At 65.2% G+C, this 18833-nt stretch carries 16 protein-coding genes; 7 read left to right on the top strand and 9 right to left on the bottom strand.

Features of this window, described 5'->3' with window-relative positions; all coding sequences use genetic code 11:
• Positions 1-63: 63 nt before the first annotated feature.
• Positions 64-1875 (top strand): translation elongation factor 4, encoded by a 1812-nt coding sequence (gene lepA / locus J0A91_RS12870; RefSeq protein ID WP_069207292.1) that lies wholly within the window; start codon positions 64-66, stop codon positions 1873-1875.
• Positions 1876-2169: 294 nt separating this feature from the next.
• Here lepA and J0A91_RS12865 read toward each other — a convergent pair whose 3' ends face one another.
• Positions 2170-3036, bottom strand: coding sequence for a hypothetical protein (locus J0A91_RS12865; RefSeq protein WP_150126911.1), 867 nt, complete (start codon positions 3034-3036; stop codon positions 2170-2172).
• A 240-nt stretch (positions 3037-3276) separates the two neighbouring features.
• Positions 3277-4245, bottom strand: coding sequence for a hypothetical protein (locus J0A91_RS12860; RefSeq protein WP_150126910.1), 969 nt, complete (start codon positions 4243-4245; stop codon positions 3277-3279).
• Between the two features lie 145 nt (positions 4246-4390).
• Here J0A91_RS12860 and J0A91_RS12855 point away from each other — a divergent pair, with 145 nt between their 5' ends.
• On the top strand, positions 4391-4693 hold the full coding sequence (locus J0A91_RS12855; RefSeq protein WP_069205241.1) for an alkylphosphonate utilization protein: 303 nt from the start codon (positions 4391-4393) through the stop codon (positions 4691-4693).
• Between the two features lie 19 nt (positions 4694-4712).
• Here J0A91_RS12855 and J0A91_RS12850 read toward each other — a convergent pair whose 3' ends face one another.
• The 6 genes from J0A91_RS12850 to J0A91_RS12825 all read right to left on the bottom strand — a co-directional run bounded on the left by J0A91_RS12850 (position 4713) and on the right by J0A91_RS12825 (position 13178).
• Positions 4713-5744, bottom strand: coding sequence for a sensor histidine kinase (locus tag J0A91_RS12850; protein WP_240501997.1), 1032 nt, complete (start codon positions 5742-5744; stop codon positions 4713-4715).
• 119 nt (positions 5745-5863) lie between these two features.
• Positions 5864-8770 carry a TonB-dependent receptor domain-containing protein gene (locus J0A91_RS12845; RefSeq protein ID WP_420852833.1) on the bottom strand — a complete coding sequence of 969 codons (2907 nt, stop codon included), beginning with the start codon at positions 8768-8770 and terminating at the stop codon, positions 5864-5866.
• A 219-nt stretch (positions 8771-8989) separates the two neighbouring features.
• A complete protein-coding gene (locus tag J0A91_RS12840; protein ID WP_240501996.1) occupies positions 8990-10648 on the bottom strand; it encodes a putative bifunctional diguanylate cyclase/phosphodiesterase in 1659 nt (552 codons plus the stop codon).
• An 82-nt stretch (positions 10649-10730) separates the two neighbouring features.
• Complete coding sequence (locus J0A91_RS12835) at positions 10731-11312, bottom strand: Smr/MutS family protein (RefSeq protein WP_240501995.1); 582 nt, start codon at positions 11310-11312, stop codon at positions 10731-10733.
• On the bottom strand, positions 11287-12528 hold the full coding sequence (mltA, locus tag J0A91_RS12830; RefSeq protein ID WP_240501994.1) for a murein transglycosylase A: 1242 nt from the start codon (positions 12526-12528) through the stop codon (positions 11287-11289). Before mltA ends, J0A91_RS12835 begins: the two co-directional genes overlap by 26 nt.
• A gap of 5 nt (positions 12529-12533) precedes the next feature.
• Positions 12534-13178, bottom strand: coding sequence for a Tim44/TimA family putative adaptor protein (locus tag J0A91_RS12825; RefSeq protein ID WP_069205238.1), 645 nt, complete (start codon positions 13176-13178; stop codon positions 12534-12536).
• A 165-nt stretch (positions 13179-13343) separates the two neighbouring features.
• Here J0A91_RS12825 and secB point away from each other — a divergent pair, with 165 nt between their 5' ends.
• The 4 genes from secB (at position 13344) to J0A91_RS12805 (ending at position 17408) form a co-directional block, all read left to right on the top strand.
• The gene (gene secB / locus J0A91_RS12820; RefSeq protein WP_069205237.1) at positions 13344-13850 is read left to right on the top strand and encodes a protein-export chaperone SecB; all 507 of its coding nucleotides are present in this window, start codon (positions 13344-13346) and stop codon (positions 13848-13850) included.
• Between the two features lie 28 nt (positions 13851-13878).
• On the top strand, positions 13879-15447 hold the full coding sequence (gene murJ, locus J0A91_RS12815; protein ID WP_069205236.1) for a murein biosynthesis integral membrane protein MurJ: 1569 nt from the start codon (positions 13879-13881) through the stop codon (positions 15445-15447).
• Positions 15448-15462: 15 nt separating this feature from the next.
• Entirely contained in the window at positions 15463-16467 is a 1005-nt protein-coding gene (gene trpS, locus J0A91_RS12810; protein ID WP_069205235.1) for a tryptophan--tRNA ligase, read from the top strand.
• A 281-nt stretch (positions 16468-16748) separates the two neighbouring features.
• On the top strand, positions 16749-17408 hold the full coding sequence (locus tag J0A91_RS12805; protein ID WP_069205234.1) for a DUF4136 domain-containing protein: 660 nt from the start codon (positions 16749-16751) through the stop codon (positions 17406-17408).
• Between the two features lie 252 nt (positions 17409-17660).
• Here J0A91_RS12805 and J0A91_RS12800 read toward each other — a convergent pair whose 3' ends face one another.
• A complete protein-coding gene (locus J0A91_RS12800) occupies positions 17661-17978 on the bottom strand; it encodes a 2Fe-2S iron-sulfur cluster-binding protein (protein WP_069205233.1) in 318 nt (105 codons plus the stop codon).
• A gap of 69 nt (positions 17979-18047) precedes the next feature.
• Between J0A91_RS12800 and J0A91_RS12795 the strand changes: the two genes are divergently transcribed.
• Positions 18048-18671, top strand: coding sequence for a DNA-3-methyladenine glycosylase family protein (locus J0A91_RS12795; RefSeq protein ID WP_069207288.1), 624 nt, complete (start codon positions 18048-18050; stop codon positions 18669-18671).
• Positions 18672-18833 lie beyond the last annotated feature (162 nt).

The following is an 18833-nucleotide window of genomic DNA, read 5'->3' as shown; positions in this document are numbered from 1 at the left end:
TTTGGCTTATCGGCCAAGCAATGCTATCGGCTCGTCCACACCCTGTTTCACAGAATGGCCGACGTGACGACTCCACTCGAAAAGATCCGTAATTTCAGCATTATCGCCCATATCGATCATGGGAAGTCGACCCTTGCCGACCGGCTGATCCAACAGACCGGGGGGCTAACCGCGCGCGAGATGTCCGAGCAGGTGCTCGATAACATGGACATCGAGAAGGAGCGCGGCATCACCATCAAGGCGCAGACGGTGCGCCTGTCGTACACGGCCGACGATGGCGAGACCTATACGCTCAACCTGATGGACACGCCGGGGCACGTCGACTTCGCCTATGAGGTGAGCCGCAGCCTCGCCGCGTGCGAGGGCGCCTTGCTCGTCGTCGATGCCGCGCAGGGCGTGGAGGCGCAGACGCTCGCCAACGTCTATCAGTCGATCGAGCACAATCACGAGATCGTGCCCGTCATCAACAAGATCGACCTGCCCGCCGCCGATGCCGAGAAGGTGAAGGCCGAGATCGAGGAGGTGATCGGCCTCGATGCCTCGCAGGCGGTGCTGACCTCGGCCAAATCGGGCATCGGCATCCGCGAGACGCTCGAAGCGATCGTCACGCGCATTCCCCACCCCAAGGGCGATGCCACCGCGCCGCTCAAGGCGATGCTGGTCGATAGCTGGTACGATCCGTATCTCGGCGTCGTCATCCTGATCCGCGTGATCGACGGGGTTCTCAAGAAGGGCCAGCACGTCAAGTTCATGCAGGCCGGCACCGAGCATCTGGTCGACCGGGTCGGCTGCTTCCGCCCCAAGATCGAGCAACTCGCCGATCTCGGCCCCGGCGAGATCGGCTTCATCACCGCGCAGATCAAGGATGTCGCACAGGCGCGCGTCGGCGATACGCTGACCGACGTGAAGCGCCCCGCGCTCGAAGCGCTGCCGGGCTTCAAGGAAGTCCAGCCGGTGGTGTTCTGCGGGCTGTTCCCGGTCGATGCCAACGATTTCGAGAAACTGCGCGAGAGCATCAGCAAGCTGCGGCTCAACGACGCGAGCTTCTCGTTCGAGATGGAAACCTCGGCCGCGCTCGGCTTCGGCTTCCGCTGCGGGTTCCTCGGGCTGCTGCATCTGGAGATCATCCAGGAGCGGCTGACGCGCGAATATGATCTGGACCTCATCACCACCGCGCCGAGCGTGGTGTACGAGATCGAGCTGGCGCACGGCGCCGGGCATCTCGAACTCCACAACCCCGCCGACATGCCCGATCCCAACAAGATCGAAAGCATTGCCGAGCCGTGGATTCTCGCGACGATCTATGTGCCCGACGAATATCTCGGCTCGATCCTGAAATTGTGTCAGGACCGGCGCGGCATCCAGAAGAACCTCACCTATGTCGGCGGCCGCGCGCAGGCGACCTACGAGCTGCCGCTCAACGAAGTCGTGTTCGATTTCTACGATCGGCTGAAGTCGCTGTCGAAGGGCTATGCGAGCTTCGATTACAGCCAGATCGGCTACCGCGAGGGCGATCTCGTCAAGATGGGCATCCTCGTCAACGAGGAGCCGGTCGACGCGCTGAGCATGATCGTCCACCGCAGCACCGCCGAAGTGCGCGGGCGCGGCATGGTCGAGCGACTGAAAGAGCTGATCCCGCGCCACCTGTTCAAGATCCCGATCCAGGCAGCGATCGGTGGCAAGGTGATCGCCCGCGAGACGATCAGCGCGATGCGCAAGGACGTGACCGCGAAATGCTACGGCGGCGACGCGACGCGCAAGCGCAAGCTGCTCGACAAGCAGAAGAAGGGCAAAGCGAAGATGCGGGAGTACGGGTCGGTTTCGATCCCGCAGGAAGCATTCATTGCGGCCCTTCGCATGGGCGACGAGAACTGAGGAAGCGCGTCAGGCTAAGCGCAGCTTAGCCTCGGATCGAAACCGGCCCGGCCGGCGGCGCTGTAGCGCCGTCCGACGACGCGGCTTTGCCGCGGCGGGGTTGAAGGTGCGAACACTTTACGTCGATCTCGACCGCGCAACGCTCTATTTTGTATTCTGACACTCTCTGCGACGAATGTGCGCGGAGCGCCTTTCCCGGACAGACAAATATTAGCGACCGCCTACATTTACCGATAACTATCGATGCAGTTAACGCGATGATCGCGGTATTGTTCAATATAATACCTCTGTTCATCAAAGTGGAATATAAAAATCATCATTTTCAAATTTACTAATTTTCCGTCGAGAAATTTCAAACACAGTATGGTTTAACACACTTATAATATCATATTCCATCTGCCACACATACGCATGATTTACCTCTTCCCTAAGAGAGCCATCTATTCTCTTACCATTCCTATGAACACAGTCATGTCTAACAGGAATAGCTGAAAATAACCTAGCTTTTACATCTTTATCTGAAAAAATTTTGAATTGAAACGCTATATCAAATAGCAATTCAACTTTACCGAGGTTATGAAAAGCCTCCCCACGTATCAGACTTTCAACGCTATCCGTAACAATACCTGGGTTGTTATGCACCTCATCCAGCGTAAGCGATATTCTTTTCAAATCCTTGTTTATTCTAATCATGCGTTCGAGGGCGTACGAACTATTACGCAAACTCTTTATGAGAGTATCACAGAGAAATGCTTCCAAAGCGGAAAACTGCTGAACGAAGGCCATTCTATGAAGTGTTGGTTCGTAAAGGCTATCTGTACCTGCCGTTACGACGTTCCTAATTTCCATCAATGCGTATCTTAGTTCGTCCTCAGGACTTGACGAAATTTCGTAATTTCTGTGATCTAAAATGTCGTCAACTATAACACAACGGCTCGTATTAATAATGACGCCCGGACTCTCCGGTAGATTAGCGTGAACTAGTCCCCCAGAGTTTGTTATATTCAGCAGAAAAACTCTGCGACACTGCTCACAAGCGATATCTGTTTCGTTTACAGAACTATATTGTCCAATTTCCTCTTCTTGGACAGTGACGTCGTCGACAACGATAGCTCCACAATCCGGACATTTGAAATTTATTTCACTTTCCAAGTGAGCCATAGATGATAAATCCAATTATAATTATGAATTTAATATTATCAGTTCTCTTAAATCAATGGATTCTTTGCAGCACGATCATTTCCGACGGCGCTTCGGACGCATACTTAGCAGCGCCAAAATGCAAACTCGCAAAACTGAAGTGCAGCGCAAGCTGCGATGCTGAGCAACGCAAAAATCTACCGTAAAATAGAGAGATTATCCTTGGCGATCAGCCATTCATAGTAGCCAAACACCACCCACTCACTCCCCACACCATTTCGCCCACCCCTCCTCCGTCGCCGCCGCTTCCCACAGCGCCTGCGCCTCGGCCATCCGCCGGCACGCCTCGTCCTGTGCCGCATAGCGCGCCTCCATATGCGGTCCGCCGCGCATCGTCGGCGACCCAAAAGCCTGGGCGGGCAGCTTGACCGGGGGGCGGATCAGGCCCTCGTCCGCCCACACCGCGCGGCGGGCGTCGTCGAGGAAGCGGCACAGTGTGGTGGCCTCGAGCGGCTGGTCGTGCCGATTGCTGCCGCTCCACAAGGCGAGCACCGCGTCGGGCGCGCCGGCGCAATCGAACATCATTTCCATATAGAAAATCTGGCGCATCGCGAAGTCTGCGCCCACGACATCGCCTTTGAGCCGCGCGTTACGTTCGGCGGCAACCTTGGTGATGTAGAGCTTGAGCGTCCGTTCGAGCCAAGGCGCTTTCGCCTTCAGCGTCTCGACGGCTGTCGCCTTCGCCGCTTCGTCCTCGGCGGCGCGGGCCTTGCAGACCGGGCAGTTCTCCGCCGCCTCGCGCTCGATCGTCTCGCGGCTGCGCGTGCCGTGCGCGAGCCCCGGCGCGCCGTAGCGATCGGCGAGGTGGTGGCGCAGGATGAACATCAGCAGCCGGTCATTGTAGCGGCGTTTCTCGCCGACCTGCTCGCCGCGCCAGTGGATCGGCACGGGCACGCCCTCGATCGCGCGTTCGATGGCGATGTCGGCGAGGCGCTGGACGCCGTGATCGAGCGCGGCGATCCAGGCGGCGCGGAAGCCGTCGGCGTCGGGCTGGCGGCGCAGGTAATAAGCGCCTTCGTAGCTCATGTTGATGCGCTTGGCGGCGGCCTTGACCGATCCGGTCTCGGCGAGCGCGGCGATGAAGGCGCGCTGGCGCTCGGCGGTCCAGCCGTCGTAGCGGTATTTGCGGGGGACCGGCTCGAAATCGAGCACTGGGCGGGGTGTGGGCACGCGGTTCTGCATGGGCAGCGCAGATAACCTATTTGGTTCGTGTAGGACAGCGCCGCCGGGCATGGCGTTTCCCGGGCCGGTGGCTTACCAGCCCGCCGACGGGTCGTCGCGTGGCCGACCCCATTCGAGAATATGGAGGACCAGCGTGAGCGACGACGACTATGTGTATGACGAGGAGAGCGGCGAGTGGGTGTCGGCGGCGGACCTCGCCGAGAAGACCAAGCTGGCGTCTCAGGTCGAGGTGCGCGACGCGGTCGGCAATCTGCTCGCCGACGGGGACCAGGTGACGCTCATCAAGGATCTCGAGGTCAAGGGCGCCGGCCAGACGCTGAAGCGCGGCACGCTCATCAAGTCGATCCGGCTGACCGGAGATGCGCAGGAAATCGACTGCCGCTACGATGGCATCAAGGGCCTCGTGCTGCGCGCGGAGTTCGTCAAGAAGCGCTGAGCGCGGTTCGCGGCGGGCGCTACGACGCCAGCCGCGCGCGGCTCATGCGGAGCGTCACGATCAGCCCCGTCTCGCCCCAGTCATAGGCGATCGTGCCGCCGAGCTGATAGGTCACGGTGCGCGCGACGAGCCGGGTGCCGAAGCCGCTGTCCTCGGGCGCGCGGACATCCGGCCCGCCATGTTCGAGCCAGGTCACGACGATGTAGTCATCTTCGGCGACGCTCGACACGTCGAGCGTGCCGACCGGGACCGACAGCGCGCCGTATTTCATCGCGTTGGTGGCGAGTTCGTGGATCACCAGCGCGAGGCCGGTCGCGGCCTTCTCGCCGACGCCCATCCGCTCGACCGCGACGCGGATTCGCCCCTTGAACGCGCCGAGATCGTCATAGGGCGCAAGCAGCACCGAGAGCAGATCGCCGAGCAGCGCGGCATCGCCCTGCCCGTTGGGGAGCGGACGGACGAGATCGTGCGCGCGGCCGAGCGCCGAGAGGCGGTCGGTCAGTTCGCTCGCCATCTGTTCGGCGCTATCGGCCGAGCGCGAGGAGATCGCGGTCAGCCCGGAGGCGATCGCGAGCAGATTCTTGACGCGGTGGCTCATCTCCCCGGCGAGCAGCTCGTGCCCTTCCTCGGCCTGCTTGCGCCCGGTCACGTCGAGGAAGATGCCGTACATCGTGCGCCCGACGATGCCGACATCCTCGCCCTGCCCGCGCGCGGCGATCCAGCGCACCTCGTCGCCGATCAGGATGCGGAAATCGGTCTCATACGGCCCGAGGATCGCGCGCGTCGCGGTGAAGGCGGAGCGCACCCGGTCGCGGTCGGCGGGGTGGATGCGTGCCGAGAGTTGCTCGAACGTGACGTTCTTGCGGTCGGGCAGGCCCCACAATTCCAGCCCGATCGCGTCCATCGTGAAGCCATCGCTATCGACATTCCATGCCCATAGCGCGACCCCGGCGGCGACGATGGCGCGGCGCAGATGTTCGGGATGCCATTCGTGGCGTTCGGGCATGTCAGCAACCACTTCGATATCCTCAGTTGCCTCGGGCGCGATCACGCCCCCGCCTTAGCCTGCCCGCGCCGATCGGCATAGCGGCAAGCGAAGCGCGGCCGGGCACGAAAAAGGCCGGGTGCCGTCGCCAGCACCCGGCCCGTTTCGAACCTCAGTCGGTGGGATCAGAGGCCGTAGGACAGCCGCAGATATCCGAACTGGCCCGGCAGGTCATAGGTGGTCGGGTCGAAGTTCGCGCTGTCGCAGGTGTTGCAGGCCGGCGGCGCCTTGTTGAAGATGTTGTTCACCCCGGCGGTGAGCCGCATCTTGTGGTCCATCCACTCTGGCGAGAAATAGAGCTGAACGTCGCCGTAGAAGGTCGCGCCCATGCGGTGACCGTCGCCTTCGTACACCGCACTGATGTAGCGCGCGGTGAACGATGCACCGAACGCCGCGCTCGACCAGTCGAGCGTGGTGTTCAGCTTGAACTCCGGGAAGGCCTGATCGGTGGCGAGGCACCGCTCGGAGCCCTTGCAGACCAGGGTTGGCGCCTTGAGTTCGGCGGGCGGGCTGACGTCGTACTTGATGAGGTACGCCGCGTTCGCGCTCAGCCCGATCGTGCCGCCGTACACGCTCGGCGAGCGGTACAGGAAGGTCGCGTCGAGACCCTCGGTGTTGATCGAGTTGAGGTTCTGCAACGTGCCGTTGACGCCAGCGACGTCGCCGGTGGTGGTGCGCGTGATGTTGGCGCAGCTCACCGGATCACCGAAGAAGGCGCAGCGGTTGAGCGTGAGCGTGCCCGGCACCGAATCGACCGCGTTCTTCAGCTCGATGCTGTAGTAATTGACTTCCAGGCTGAGCGTGCTGGCGAAGCTGCCGCGTGCCCAGGATGGGCTGTAGACGCCGCCAGCGGTCCAGGTCGTCGAGGTCTCGGGCTTGAGCGCGGTGCTGCCTTGCGAGAAGATGCCGATCTGGCCGCCCTGCGGTTCGGCGTAGCTGCCGTTGGCAGGCACGCCGTTGGCGATGCAGTTCGCGCGGACGGTCGCGTTGCTCTGGAAGCTGCCGCCCGATGCGCTGGTGCACGGATCGTTGATCGTCGCGTCGGAACGCGAGCGGCCGGCGTACAGCTCGCCGATGCTCGGTGCGCGCAGGCTTTCGGCATAGCCGCCACGGAACAACAGGTCGGGGACCGGCTTCCACAGGCCCGAGGCGGTGAACGTCGTGTTGCCGCCGAACGTCGAATAGTTCGAATGCCGAACCGCGCCATCGAATTCGAGGCGGTGGAAGAACGGCACGTTGGCGAGGATCGGCACGCGGATTTCGCCGTAGATCTCGTCGGTGTTGAACCCGCCCCGCGCCGGGCTGGTCGGAACGTCGGCGCCGAGGCCGGCGACGATCACGGGATCGGGATCGTAGCTCGCCTGCTGGTCGCGATGTTCGTAGCCGATCGCGACACCGACCGCGCCCGCCGGCAGATCGAACAGATCGCCCGACAGGTTTGCGGTGAAATCGGCCAAGCGCTGCTTGCTCTTGTCGCGTTCGTCGAAGGTCACGTACTTGAGCATCGCCGGGGTGATCGTTCCCGTACCGCCCACGGCCGCACCGCCGAAGATGTTGAACGGCACGCAATCGCCGGTGCAGTTCGCGACCGGGCCGAGCGCCTGCGCGAGCCTGGCGGCATTGAGGTTGCCGGTGAACACCTGATGCGCATCATTCAGGCCGTAGACGCCGTTGATGTCCCAATACCATTTATGCTCGCCGACATGGAACGAGCCATCGAGCGTTGCGCTCGCGGAGAAGGTGTTCACATCCTGCGAGAAGGTGCGCTGGCCGCCTTCGACGAAGCGCCGGTTGATCCCGGTGTAGTTGGCCGGAAGCGCCGACGGCGTACCATCGAGATTGACGCCCGAGGAGAGCGTCACGCCGAACGGGTTGTACGGGTTGGTCGCGTCGATCGAGATGCGGTCGAGCAGGTTGCCGTTGCCGGCGCCAGGCCCGATCGCCAGCGGCAGGAAGGCCGCCTGGGTCGTCGAATTGCGCTTGTTGTAGATGATCTTGGTGCGGAAATGCACCGAATCGGACAATTCCTGCTTGAAGTTGAAGAACGCGCCGTAGCGTTCGGACGGGGTGAGCAGATAGTTGAACGGCGCGAAGTTGAAGCGTCCGGCGTTGTTGAACGCCGTGTAGTCCGCCGCGGTCGGGTTGCGGCCCGCAACCGGGGCTCTGAGCGTCACATCGGTGCCGATGCCGATCAGTTTGCCGACCGCGCTGCTGACGCGGTATCGCCCGAGCGGCGGCGTGCCGCTGCACCCGACGCCATCGGGGAAGGCGGGATCGGTGCAGCTCGTCGCATAGGGTGACGGATATTGCGAGATCGCGCGGTCTGCGGTCTTAACCGGCTCTTGCTTGGTGTAATAGCCGCCGAACACCGCCGAGGTGCCGCTCTCCGGCTTCTGGATGCCGTAGCTCAGCTCGTAATTCTGGGTGTGGCCGTCACCCTGACGGTAGGTGCCGAACTGCGCGTTGGCTTGCAGGCCCTTCTGGCTCTGCTTGGTGATGATGTTGACCACGCCCGCGACCGCGTCCGAACCGTAGAGCGGCGACGCACCCGACTGAAGCACCTCGACGCGCTCGATCATGTTGGTCGGGATCGTGTTGAGATCGACCGAGGCCGGAATGCCGCCCGCCGACGAGCCGTTGACGTAGCGCATGCCGTCTACCAGCACGAGCGTCCGCTTGGCGCCGAGATAGCGCAGGTCGATTTCCGCCGCGCCCGAGCTGACGCCGGTGCCGTCGGGCGGACCACCGATGTTGCCGGCGTTGTTGACTTTGGTGTTGAGGCCGCCACCCGCGCTCGGCAGGCGTTGCAGCACGTCCGCGATCGAACTGAGGCCGGTCTTGCCGATCGCCGACTGATCGACCGTGATGACCGGCTTGTCCTGATCGAGCGGATTGCGGCGGATGCGCGATCCCGTCACGACGATATCGCTGGCGTCCGCTGACGGTGCAGCCTCCTGCGCATCCGCCGGCCCGGCGAGCGCCGCCACGGCCAGAGCGAGCACCGCAGCACCCGAATATTTCCCAAACTTCATCTCGCGCATTCGAATATGTCCCCTATTCGCGCTTCGAGACATCCCCTCTGTCTTATGCTGCAATAAAGTCGCAACAAACGACTGATGGCAAGTGGCGCACGGGCAACACCAGCCGAAAATCGTACCAGGAGGCGTTAAATTTTCTCATGAGTGAATGAGAGTCGCGGTGAAAAATCCCGCCAGCCGCCCGCGCCCGCGAAAACGCGGGCGAACGCGACGTCACGCCGACGCGCGCGTGTCCTCACCAAGCGGCGTTACACCGCGTGCCCAGGCGATGAACGCTTCCTCGGCCATCGGCTCGGCGATGGCATAGCCCTGGATCACGTCGCAGCCGATCACGCGCAGCACGTCCGCCTGCGCGCGCGTCTCGATCCCCTCGCCGACCGCCTCGCAGCCGAGCCCGTGCGCCAGCCCGATCACCGCCTGCGCGACCGCGCGGGCCTGCGCGTCCTCGACGACATGCTCGATCAGCGAACGGTCGAGCTTGATCCGGTCGATCGGCAGCCTGCGCAACCGTGGCAGGCTCGAGGCGGCGGTGCCGTAATCGTCGATCGCGATCGTCGCGCCATCGACGCGCAACTGCCGGATCGCGTCGATCACCGATTCACTGCATCGCATCGCCAGCGATTCGGAAATTTCGAGTTCGAGCAACCTTGCCGGTGCGTTCGCCGCCCGCATTTCGGCGCGCAACTGTTCGAAGAAGGTGACATGGTCGATCTGGCGCGGCGAGACGTTGATCGCGAGCCGCTGCTCGATGCCGATCCGTCCCCAGCGCGCGATCGTCGCGGCGACCTCCCGCACCACCCATTCGCCGATCTCGACGATCAGCCCGGTTTCCTCGGCGCGCTGGATGAAGCTGCCCGGCAGGCGGAAACCGTCGCGCGGATGGCGCCAGCGCACCAGCGCCTCCGCCGCGACGATCGTGCCGTCGCTGGCGCAGACCTGCGGCTGGAAGACGAGCATGAACTGATCGTCGCGGATCGCGTCGCGCAATTCGCTTTCGAGCTGATGGCCTTGCGCGATACCGGCGGCGAGCGCCTCGGAGAAATACTCGGCGCGGCCGCGGCCGGTCGCCTTGGCGTGGTACATCGCGACATCGGCGGCGCGCATCAGTTCGGTCAGCGTCTCGCCGTGATCAGGACGCATCGCGATTCCGATCGATGCCCCGATCGTCACGTCGCTGCCGTGCAGGCAGAACGGCTCGGCCAGCGCGAACAGCACGCTGCGGCAGAGCCGCGCGACCGTCGCCGCATCGGCGAGGCCGACGAAGAACATCGTGAACTCGTCGCCGGCGAGCCGCCCGATCAGCGGCGAATGCCGTTCGCATTCGCTGGCGAAGCGTTCGCCGACCGCGCGCAGCCGGTTCGCCACCATTTCGAGCAGCAGATCGCCGGTGGCATGCCCCATCGTGTCGTTGACCAGCTTGAACCGATCGAGATCGATGAACAGCAGCGCCGCGCTTTGCCCCTCGGTCATTTCGGCGAGCACGCGTTCGCAACTGCGGCGGAAGCTGGTGCGGTTGGGCAGGCCCGTCACGGCATCGAACATGGCGAGCTGGCTCACCGTGTCGAGTGCGGTCGCCTGCGCCTCGAACAGGGCCGCCATCGCGCTCGCCAGTTCTGGCGCGTGCGCGGTGGTGATCGCGGGAACGGTGCTGCTGAGATCCCCCTCGGCGGCGACGGCAAGCCGTTGCACCGCGCCGTTGATCGCTGCGCGCCGGGCGGCGGCGGTGCGGCCGGACGCCAGCAACAGGCCGACGGCGCAGGTGGCAGCGAAGATCAGCGCGACCAGAGCCGTGCCGAGATCGCGCGCCGCGATGCCGGCAAGCACCACCGCCAGCACGGCAGCGACTGCCGCCGCTATGCGCCGGTGCCTCAACAAAGCTCCTGTCATCGCGATTTGAGCCACTCCTGCGACCGTGGATGTTCGCTCCCGTGCCGCCCCGGATACCAGCCAAAGGTTAACGGTTTCGATGTTCCGTGCTGCGCCGCAAGATGATGTAGAGTGCGCCGCTGCCACCGTGGCGGGGGTGCGCGGGGCGGACTGCGGCGATATGCGCGCCATGGCGCGAACCGGCAAGCCAGTCGCCGATCGCGGCGCGGATCGCACCGCGCGCGTGCGGCCGTTCGCTTTCGGCGCGCGGCGGTTTGCCGGTGATGACGAGCAGCACGCGCTGGCCGCTGTGGATCGCGAAATCGAGCGCGGCGTCGAGCCGCGCATAGGCCGAGCTGAGGGTATGGCCGTGCAGATCTATCGAACTGTCCGGCACGGTGCGGCCGCGCGACAAATCGCGATCCCACGATCCGTCGAGCGTGTTGGCGGTGAGCGGACGCGGCGCGGCAGGCTTGGCCGGAAGCGGCAACGGCGCGGGCACGCGGCCGCGCACCTTCTTTGCCGGTGCCGGCGGCTCGGGCGCGGGCGCTACCGGCGCTTTAGGCGGCACGGATGGCTTGGGCGGTGCGGGCAGGCGCATCGGGCGGACACTCGCGATCACGCGCGCCCACAGCGCCGCTTCCTCAGCGCTTAACGGACGCTTTCCCACCCGGCCCCTCCGCCGCGAGCCGCGCGAGCGTTCCGACCGGCAGCAGCAGGAACGCGGTGCCGTGCGCCGACATGCCGCCCGCCGTCGCTTCCGCCTGCGCGCCGCCGCCCCAATAGGTGTCGAAGCGATTGGCACCCTTGATCGCGCCGCCGGTATCCTGCGCGATCCAGATGCCGTTCGCGTCGGCGCGGTCCATCGACAGCAGCACCGGCGCACCGAGCGGGATGAACTTCGGGTCCGCGGCGACGCTCGCCCCGCCCGTCACCGGATAGCCGAGCGCGCCGATCGGCGGCGTGTCGAGCAATCGAAAGAACACGAAGCTCTTGTTCTCGCGCATCAGCGCGCGGCCCTCGGCGGGGTGCGCGCGAAGCCACGCAACGATCCCCTGCATCGTCGCCTGCCCCGGCGCGAGCAGCCCGCGCTGGCGCATCAGCGCGCCGATGCCGGTATAATCGCGCCCGTTCTGCGTCGCGTAACCGATCCGCAGAGTCGATCCGTCCGGCTGGCGCAGCCGCCCCGATCCCTGGATCTGGAGGAAGAACAGCGCGATCGGATCGGCCGCCCAGGCGAGCACCGGCGCGCGATTGCCAAGCGCGCCGTCCTCGATCGCGGCGCGATCATAATAGGGCACGAAATTGGCGCCATCGACCCGGCCACGGATTTTCTTGCCCTTGAGGGTATCGCTGAACTGGCCGAGATCGACATCGACGAGATCGGCGGGACGGCCGAAGATCGGCACCTCATAGCCGCGCCGGCGGTCGCGCGATCCTGCGATTTCGGGCTCGTAATAGCCGGTCGCGAACGCCTTGCCGTCGCCGACCTGCACGGTCTCGAAATATTGCGCGAAGAAACTGCGCGCCTCGCCACGCTGGACGGTCGCAGCCGCGTCGCACGCCGCGGCCCAGTCGGTCGCGCGGGTCAGGCCTGAGGCGTCGCTGCGTGTGCGCAAGCTCGGGCACGACAGCCGGAACGCCGCCAGCGCGCGCGCCGCCTGAGCCTCGTCGATCGGCAGCGTGTAGATCGCCGGCCCGGCGACCACGCCCGCGTCACGCGCGCCGGGCGCGCCCGGCGTCGTCGTGGCCGGCGTCGGCGCCAGTGGCGCTGCGGCCGGTGGACGCCGCACCGGCCCAGCGCCGGCGCTCGGCCGGGGCTGTTCGGCAGGGCTCACGCACGCGCCCAGCAGCAAGGCCGCCGCGACCACTCCCCAACGAAGCAAGGGCTTCACGCCTCGTCGGTGTCGGCGAGCTTCCAGTTCGGATCGCTGCTCTTGAGCGTCCGCGCGAAGGTCCAGATGTCATGCGTCTCGACCGCATCGGTCATCGAGCCGGCCACGACGACACCGTCGCGGTCGCGAGTCACCGCCGCGATATCGGCGTCGAAGCGCACCGTGATCCGCGCCGCCTTGCCGCTCAGCGTCGCATCGGTGATCGCGGCGCGCTCGATCGTGACGAGGCGATTTTCGAGCGTGTGCCCGGCCTCGGCACGCTCGGCGATGGCGGCGACGAACGCGGCGCGCACGTCGTCCTCGGCGAGCCAGCCGAGTTGCTCCTCGTCACCGCTCCAATAGGCTTCCAGGATCATCCGGTATGCCGATTGCGCGCCTTCGAGGAAGCGCATCACGTCGAACCCCGGCTCGGCCGCGACGATCGCGCGCAGGCCGGCTTCGGCACGTGGCGCGATATTGCGCCCGAGCAGCTCGCGCGATTCGCCCGGCGTCTCGATCGGACGCGGCAGCACCGTGATCGGCGCGCGATCCTCAGCGGGCTTGGGCAAAGGTTGCTCATGCCCGGTCCGCTTGCCGAGGACCGTATAGAGACGCAACGCCAGAAAACCGGCGACCATCCCGAGCAGAACGACGTAGAACACTTTGCCTCCTGAACTTCGGCGAACAGCCAATATAGGCGCAACGCACGGGCGATACAAATGGCACCGCCGCCTGCGTGTTGAACTGCCGCGCGCCCCCTGCTACGCGCGCCGCTTCGGCAGCGCCAGAGGGTGTGCCGCTCCGTTAGAGAATCAAGGACGCGTTTCATGAGCGAACAGGACGACGGCATCATCACCAGCACCGCGCCGTTTTCGAATGGTGAGGATACGGCGCCGGCTGCCGGCATGATCTCGCAATATGTGAAGGACTTGTCGTTCGAGAACCCGAACGCGCCGGCGATCTACCAGACGCCCGGCGCGCCAGCGATCGACGTGCAGTTCAACATCGGCGCCAACCAGGTCGGCGAGGATGTCCATGAGATCACGCTGCGCATCGAAGTGCGCGCCGAATCCGAGGGCACGGTCGCGTTCCTGGTCGATCTGTCGTTCGCCGGGCTGTTCGGCCTGCGCAACATCCCCGAGGAGCATATCCAGCCGTTCCTGCTCGGCGAAGCCCCGCGCCTGCTCTTCCCGTTCGCGCGCCGCGTGCTCGCCGATGCGGTCCGCGACGGCGGCTTCCCGCCGCTGATGCTCGAGCCGATCGATTTCGGCGCGCTGTATCTTCAGCAGGCCGCGCAGCAGCAGGGCAATGTCGGCGTGACCGGCAACGCCTGATCCAGGCCAAGGGGGCGAGCGCCGAACGATGAACCTCGCGCGCGCGCTCGGCTCGGTCGGCGGGCTTACGCTCGCCAGCCGCATCCTCGGGCTGGTGCGCGACTCGCTGTTCGCGCGCTATGTCGGCGCGAGCTTCGCGTCGGACGCGTTTCTCGTCGCCTTCCGCCTGCCCAACATGTTCCGCGCGCTGTTCGCCGAAGGCGCGTTCTCGGCGGCGTTCATCCCGATGTTCAACAAGAAGGTCGGCGACAAGGACGGCGGCGGCCTGCCCGACGGGATCGCCTTCGCGCAAGACGTGCTTTCGGTACTGCTGCCGATCCTGATCGTGATGACGGTGATCCTCGAAGTGTTCGCCTGGCCGGTGACGCTGGCGCTGTCGGGCAAGTTCCACGGCGTCAGCCACGACCAGTTCGCCTTCGCGGTTTTGCTGTCGCGCTTCACCATCCCCTATCTGATGTTCATCAGCCTGGTGTCGTTGCTCGGCAGCATCCTCAATTCGTTACAGAAATTCTGGGTCAACGCGGCCGCGCCGATCCTGCTCAACGTCACGCTGATCGTCGCGCTGCTGGCGTTCCACAACCATGATCCGTTCGTGACCGCGCGCAATCAGGCGGTCGCGGTGAGCGTCTCCGGGCTGCTGCAACTGATCTGGCTGTATGCGGCGTGCCGCGCCAACGGCGTCAGCATCCGCCCGCGCCCGCCCCGCCTCAACGCCGATGTGAAGCGCTTGCTCGCGTTGATCTGGCCAGCCGCCGCCGGCGCGGGCGCGGTGCAGATCAACCTCGTCGTCTCGACCGCACTTGCCGCGCATTTCCTCCAGCACGGCTCGGTGACGTACATCTACATGGCCGACCGCGTGAACCAGCTCCCGCTCGGGCTGATCGGCATCGGCCTCGGCACCGTGCTGCTGCCGCTGATCTCGCGCCAGCTCGGCGCGGGCGAGGACAAGGCCGCGATGGAAACGCAGAACCGCGGCATGGAACTCGCGCTGTTGCTTACCCTGCCCGCCACGGTCGCTTTGGTGCTGTGCGGCGGGCCGATCGTCGCGGCGCTGTTCGAACATGGCAAGTTCGACGCGGTCGACACGGTCAACACCGCGCAGGCGCTCGCCGCCTTCTCGGTCGGGCTGCCGAGCTATATTCTCGTCAAGGTGCTGACCCCGGGCTTCTACGCGCGCGCCGACACCCGCACGCCGGTGCGCTATGCGACGATCTCGATGGGGGTGAACCTCGTGCTCAACCTCGCGCTGATCGTGCCGTTGAAGCACATGGGGCCACCGCTCGCGACCGCGCTCGCCTCGACCGTCAATACCGTCCTGCTCTACCGCGCGCTTCGCCAGCGCGGCCATTTCATCCCCGACGCGCGGCTCCGGCGCCGCGCATGGCGGCTCGCGCTCGCGGCGCTGGCGATGGGGCTGATCCTCTGGCTGCTGCAGGGGCTGTTGACCCCCTATACGCACGGAAGCTGGCCGGTGCGGACGGGCGCGATGCTGGTGCTGGTCGGCGCCGGGGGCTTGGTCTATGCGATCGCGACCTTCGTGCTCGGTGCGTTCACCCGCGCCGATCTGGCCTTCCTGCGGCGCCGTCGCGCCGCCTGACATTCGAGAGATTTCATGCGCATCGTTTCCGGCATCCAGCCCACCGGCAACCTTCACCTCGGCAATTACCTCGGCGCGATCAAGCAGTGGGTCGCCATGCAGGACGCGATGGGGCCGGACGACACCTGCCTGTTCTTCCTCGCCGATCTGCACGCGCTGTCGCAGCCGGTGGTCGCGGCCGAGCTTCACGCCAACACGGTCGAGATGGCCGCCACGCTGCTCGCCTGCGGGATCGATCCCGCGCGGTCGATCCTGTTCAACCAGGCGCGCGTGCCCGCGCACACCGAGCTGAACTGGCTGCTGAGCGGCACCGCCCGCATGGGCTGGCTCAACCGCATGACTCAGTGGAAGGACAAGGCCGGCAAGAGCGGCGAGACCCAGTCGGTCGCCTTGTTCACCTATCCCGTGCTGCAGGCCGCCGACGTGCTGCTCTACAAGGCGACTCACGTTCCGGTCGGACATGACCAGAAGCAGCATCTCGAACTCGCGCGCGACATCGCCACCAAGTTCAACGGCGATTTCGGCGTCGATCTGTTCCCGCTGCCCGAGCCGCTGATCTCCAAGGCGGCGCCGCGCATCATGAGCTTGCGCGACGGATCGGTGAAGATGTCCAAGTCCGATCCGTCGGACGCCTCGCGCATCAACCTGATCGACAGCGACGACGTGATCGCGGGCAAGCTGCGCAAGGCCAAGAGCGACGCCGACGTGCTGCCCGAGACGGTCGCCGGGCTGGAAGGCCGCGCCGAGGCGCTCAATCTGGTGACGATCTACGCCGCGCTTGCCGGCGTGAAGCCGGATGCGGTGCTTGCCGAACATGCCGGCAAAGGCTTCGGCGCGTTCAAGCCCGCGCTCGCCGATCTCGCCATCGCGACGCTCGCGCCCGTTCGCGACCGGCTGACCGCGCTGCTCGGCGACCGGCCTGCGGTCGCGGCGGCGCTTGCGCACGGTGCGGCCAAGGCAACGGCGCTCGCCGCGCCGACCCTGCGCGCCGCGCAGGAGGCGGTCGGGCTGCATCTGTAGGCGCGCCCGTTTATCCGTGTCGCTCCCCCGACCGTTCGTGTCGAGCGAAGTCGAGAGATATGGCCGCCAAAACCGTTCGTGCTGAGCTTGTCGAAGCACGTGCCGCAAATGCTGAGATGCGTGGCACGCCCTTCGATAAGCTCAGGGCGAACGGCAGGGAGGCCATGCCATCGATCGAATCTCCCGCGCGATCCGTCTCTAGGCAGCGTCTTGTTCAAGCGCTATTCAGGGGCCATCTGGCAGTGCAGATACAATGCCGTCTCCAGCAAGGTCGTGAAATCATGAAGATGTTTCCTTTCGCTGCCGCCGCGCTGCTCGCGCTGGGCGGTTGCGCCCAGCCGTTCGCAGCGAAGGTATCGCGCTTCCAGCAGCTCGCGCCATCGACCGGCCAGACCTTCGTGATCCAGCCGGCTGATCCCAACCTGCGCGGCGGTCTTGAGTTCAGCCAATATGCCAGCCTCGTCTCGGGCAAACTCGCGCAGCAGGGCTATCGCCCCGCGCAGGGCGCTCCGGCCGATCTGGTTGTGAAGGTCGCCTATGATGTCGATCATGGCCGCGAACGCACCGTCACCACGCCCGGCTTCGGCGGCGGCTATGGTGGATATGGTGGCTGGGGCGGCGGTTATGGTGGCTGGGGTGGGCCGCGCTGGGGCTATTATGGCCGCAGCCGCTTCGCCTTTGGCTTCAACGATCCGTTCATGTGGGGCGGCGGCTTCGGCCCAGACGTGTCGAGCTACACCGTCTACACCAGCGAGCTGATGGTGACGATCGAACGCTCCGACACCGGCGCGCACGTGTTCGAGGGCACCGCCAAGGCGCAGTCGCGCACCGACGACCTGCCCTATCTGGTGCCGCGTCTCGTCGAGGCGATGTTCACCGGCTTCCCCGGCAATTCGGGCGAGACGGTGAAGATCACGATCGCGCCCGAGAAGAAGGGCTGAACTGACTGGATGTGGGGGTGGGTGCGGGCGACCCCGTAACCCACTCCGTTCGTGCTGAGCTTGTCGAAGCACGTGCCTCAAGCGCTCGGTCCCGTGCACGTGCTTCGACAAGCTCAGCACGAACGGCTTTTGGTATAGGGTCGTGCGCCGACGGCAAAGCCGTCGGCCGGGTTCGGCGGCAGGCGCCGACCCGCCGGCCGTGCCGGGTAGTGCGGCGTTGCCGCACCGGCGCGTATTACGCGCCTCTACCCGTCAGTCCTCCTCGGCAATCCTTACACGCAGCCCGTCGAGCTCTTCGCTGAACGGCAACTGGCACGACAGCCGCGAGGTCGCGTCGCGGTCGTTGGTCGAATCGAGCAGGTCATCCTCGTCTGCGCTCATCGCGGGCAGTTTGGCCGCAAATTCCGGGTCGACATGGACGTGGCACGTCGCGCACGAGCAGCACCCGCCACAGAGAGCCAGGAGTTCATCGATGCCGGCGTCGCGAATGATCTCCATCACACTATGGCCGACCTGTCCGTCGAGCGCGCGTTCTTCCCCTTCGCGGGTCACGACGATAAGCTTGGGCATCCATTTCCTCCTTCGGGGTTTTGCTGCGCTGCCATGCCGCGCCGTCCCCGCCAACGCAAGGACGTGCCTGTGGGCCTGAGTGCCGAGCAACTTCGCAGCGGCCTCGATGCGCTTGGCGAAATCGAGCCGGCGTTCGCCGCCGCAATCCTCCGCGCCGGCTATCCCGAGCCGCGCATCCGCGAGCGTGGCTATGCCACGTTGCTGCGTACCATCCTAGGCCAGCAGGTCAGCACGCATGCCGCCGAAGCGGTGTGGCGCAAGCTCGCGATCGTAGCGGGCGACGTCACCGATCCGGCGACGATCACCCGCGCGAGCGACGAACAACTCCGCGAGGCCGGCCTGTCGCGCCAGAAGGCGAGCTATGCGCGCAGCCTCGCCGAAGAGGTGACGAGCGGTCGACTCGACCTCGATCATCTCCCCGCAGATGACGAGGACGCGATCGCGGCGCTGGTGCGGATCAAGGGCATCGGCCGCTGGTCGGCGGAGATTTACCTGCTGTTCGCGGAAGGGCGCACCGACATCTGGCCGGCGGGCGACCTCGCCGTGCAGATCGAGATCGGCCGGCTGCTCGGCCATGAAACGCGGCCCAGCGAAAAGCTGCTGCGCAAACTGGCGGAAGAGTGGCGCCCGCACCGCGGCGCGCTCGCGATCTTCGCGTGGCACCATTATGGCAGCGATATGCAGGTTATTTGAGCGCCCCGTTCGTATTTCTTTCCGCCGTTCGCCCTGAGTAACGGCCGAGTAGCCCGCAGGGCGTATCGAGGTCGTGTATCGAAGGGCAGGCCCCGAGCGATGACCTGTGCTTCGATACGATGAGCAGGTCGGATCATCCCCCGGATGATCCTGAACATGCCG

This window comes from Sphingomonas panacis (assembly GCF_001717955.1).
GTDB lineage: Bacteria > Pseudomonadota > Alphaproteobacteria > Sphingomonadales > Sphingomonadaceae > Sphingomonas > Sphingomonas panacis.
Note: the sequence above shows the minus strand (reverse complement) of the source record. Positions and strands in the feature narration are given on the sequence as shown.

Bases quoted from the DNA above. Each gene is read 5' to 3' on its own strand.
- J0A91_RS12865 (WP_150126911.1), bottom strand. From the start codon at position 3,036: ATGGCTCACTTGGAAAGTGAAATAAATTTCAAATGTCCGGATTGTGGA.
- J0A91_RS12845 (WP_420852833.1), bottom strand. From the start codon at position 8,770: ATGAAGTTTGGGAAATATTCGGGTGCTGCGGTGCTCGCTCTGGCCGTG.
- secB (WP_069205237.1), top strand. From the start codon at position 13,344: ATGAGCGAACAGGACGACGGCATCATCACCAGCACCGCGCCGTTTTCG.
- murJ (WP_069205236.1), top strand. From the start codon at position 13,879: ATGAACCTCGCGCGCGCGCTCGGCTCGGTCGGCGGGCTTACGCTCGCC.
- trpS (WP_069205235.1), top strand. From the start codon at position 15,463: ATGCGCATCGTTTCCGGCATCCAGCCCACCGGCAACCTTCACCTCGGC.
- J0A91_RS12805 (WP_069205234.1), top strand. From the start codon at position 16,749: ATGAAGATGTTTCCTTTCGCTGCCGCCGCGCTGCTCGCGCTGGGCGGT.
- J0A91_RS12800 (WP_069205233.1), bottom strand. From the start codon at position 17,978: ATGCCCAAGCTTATCGTCGTGACCCGCGAAGGGGAAGAACGCGCGCTC.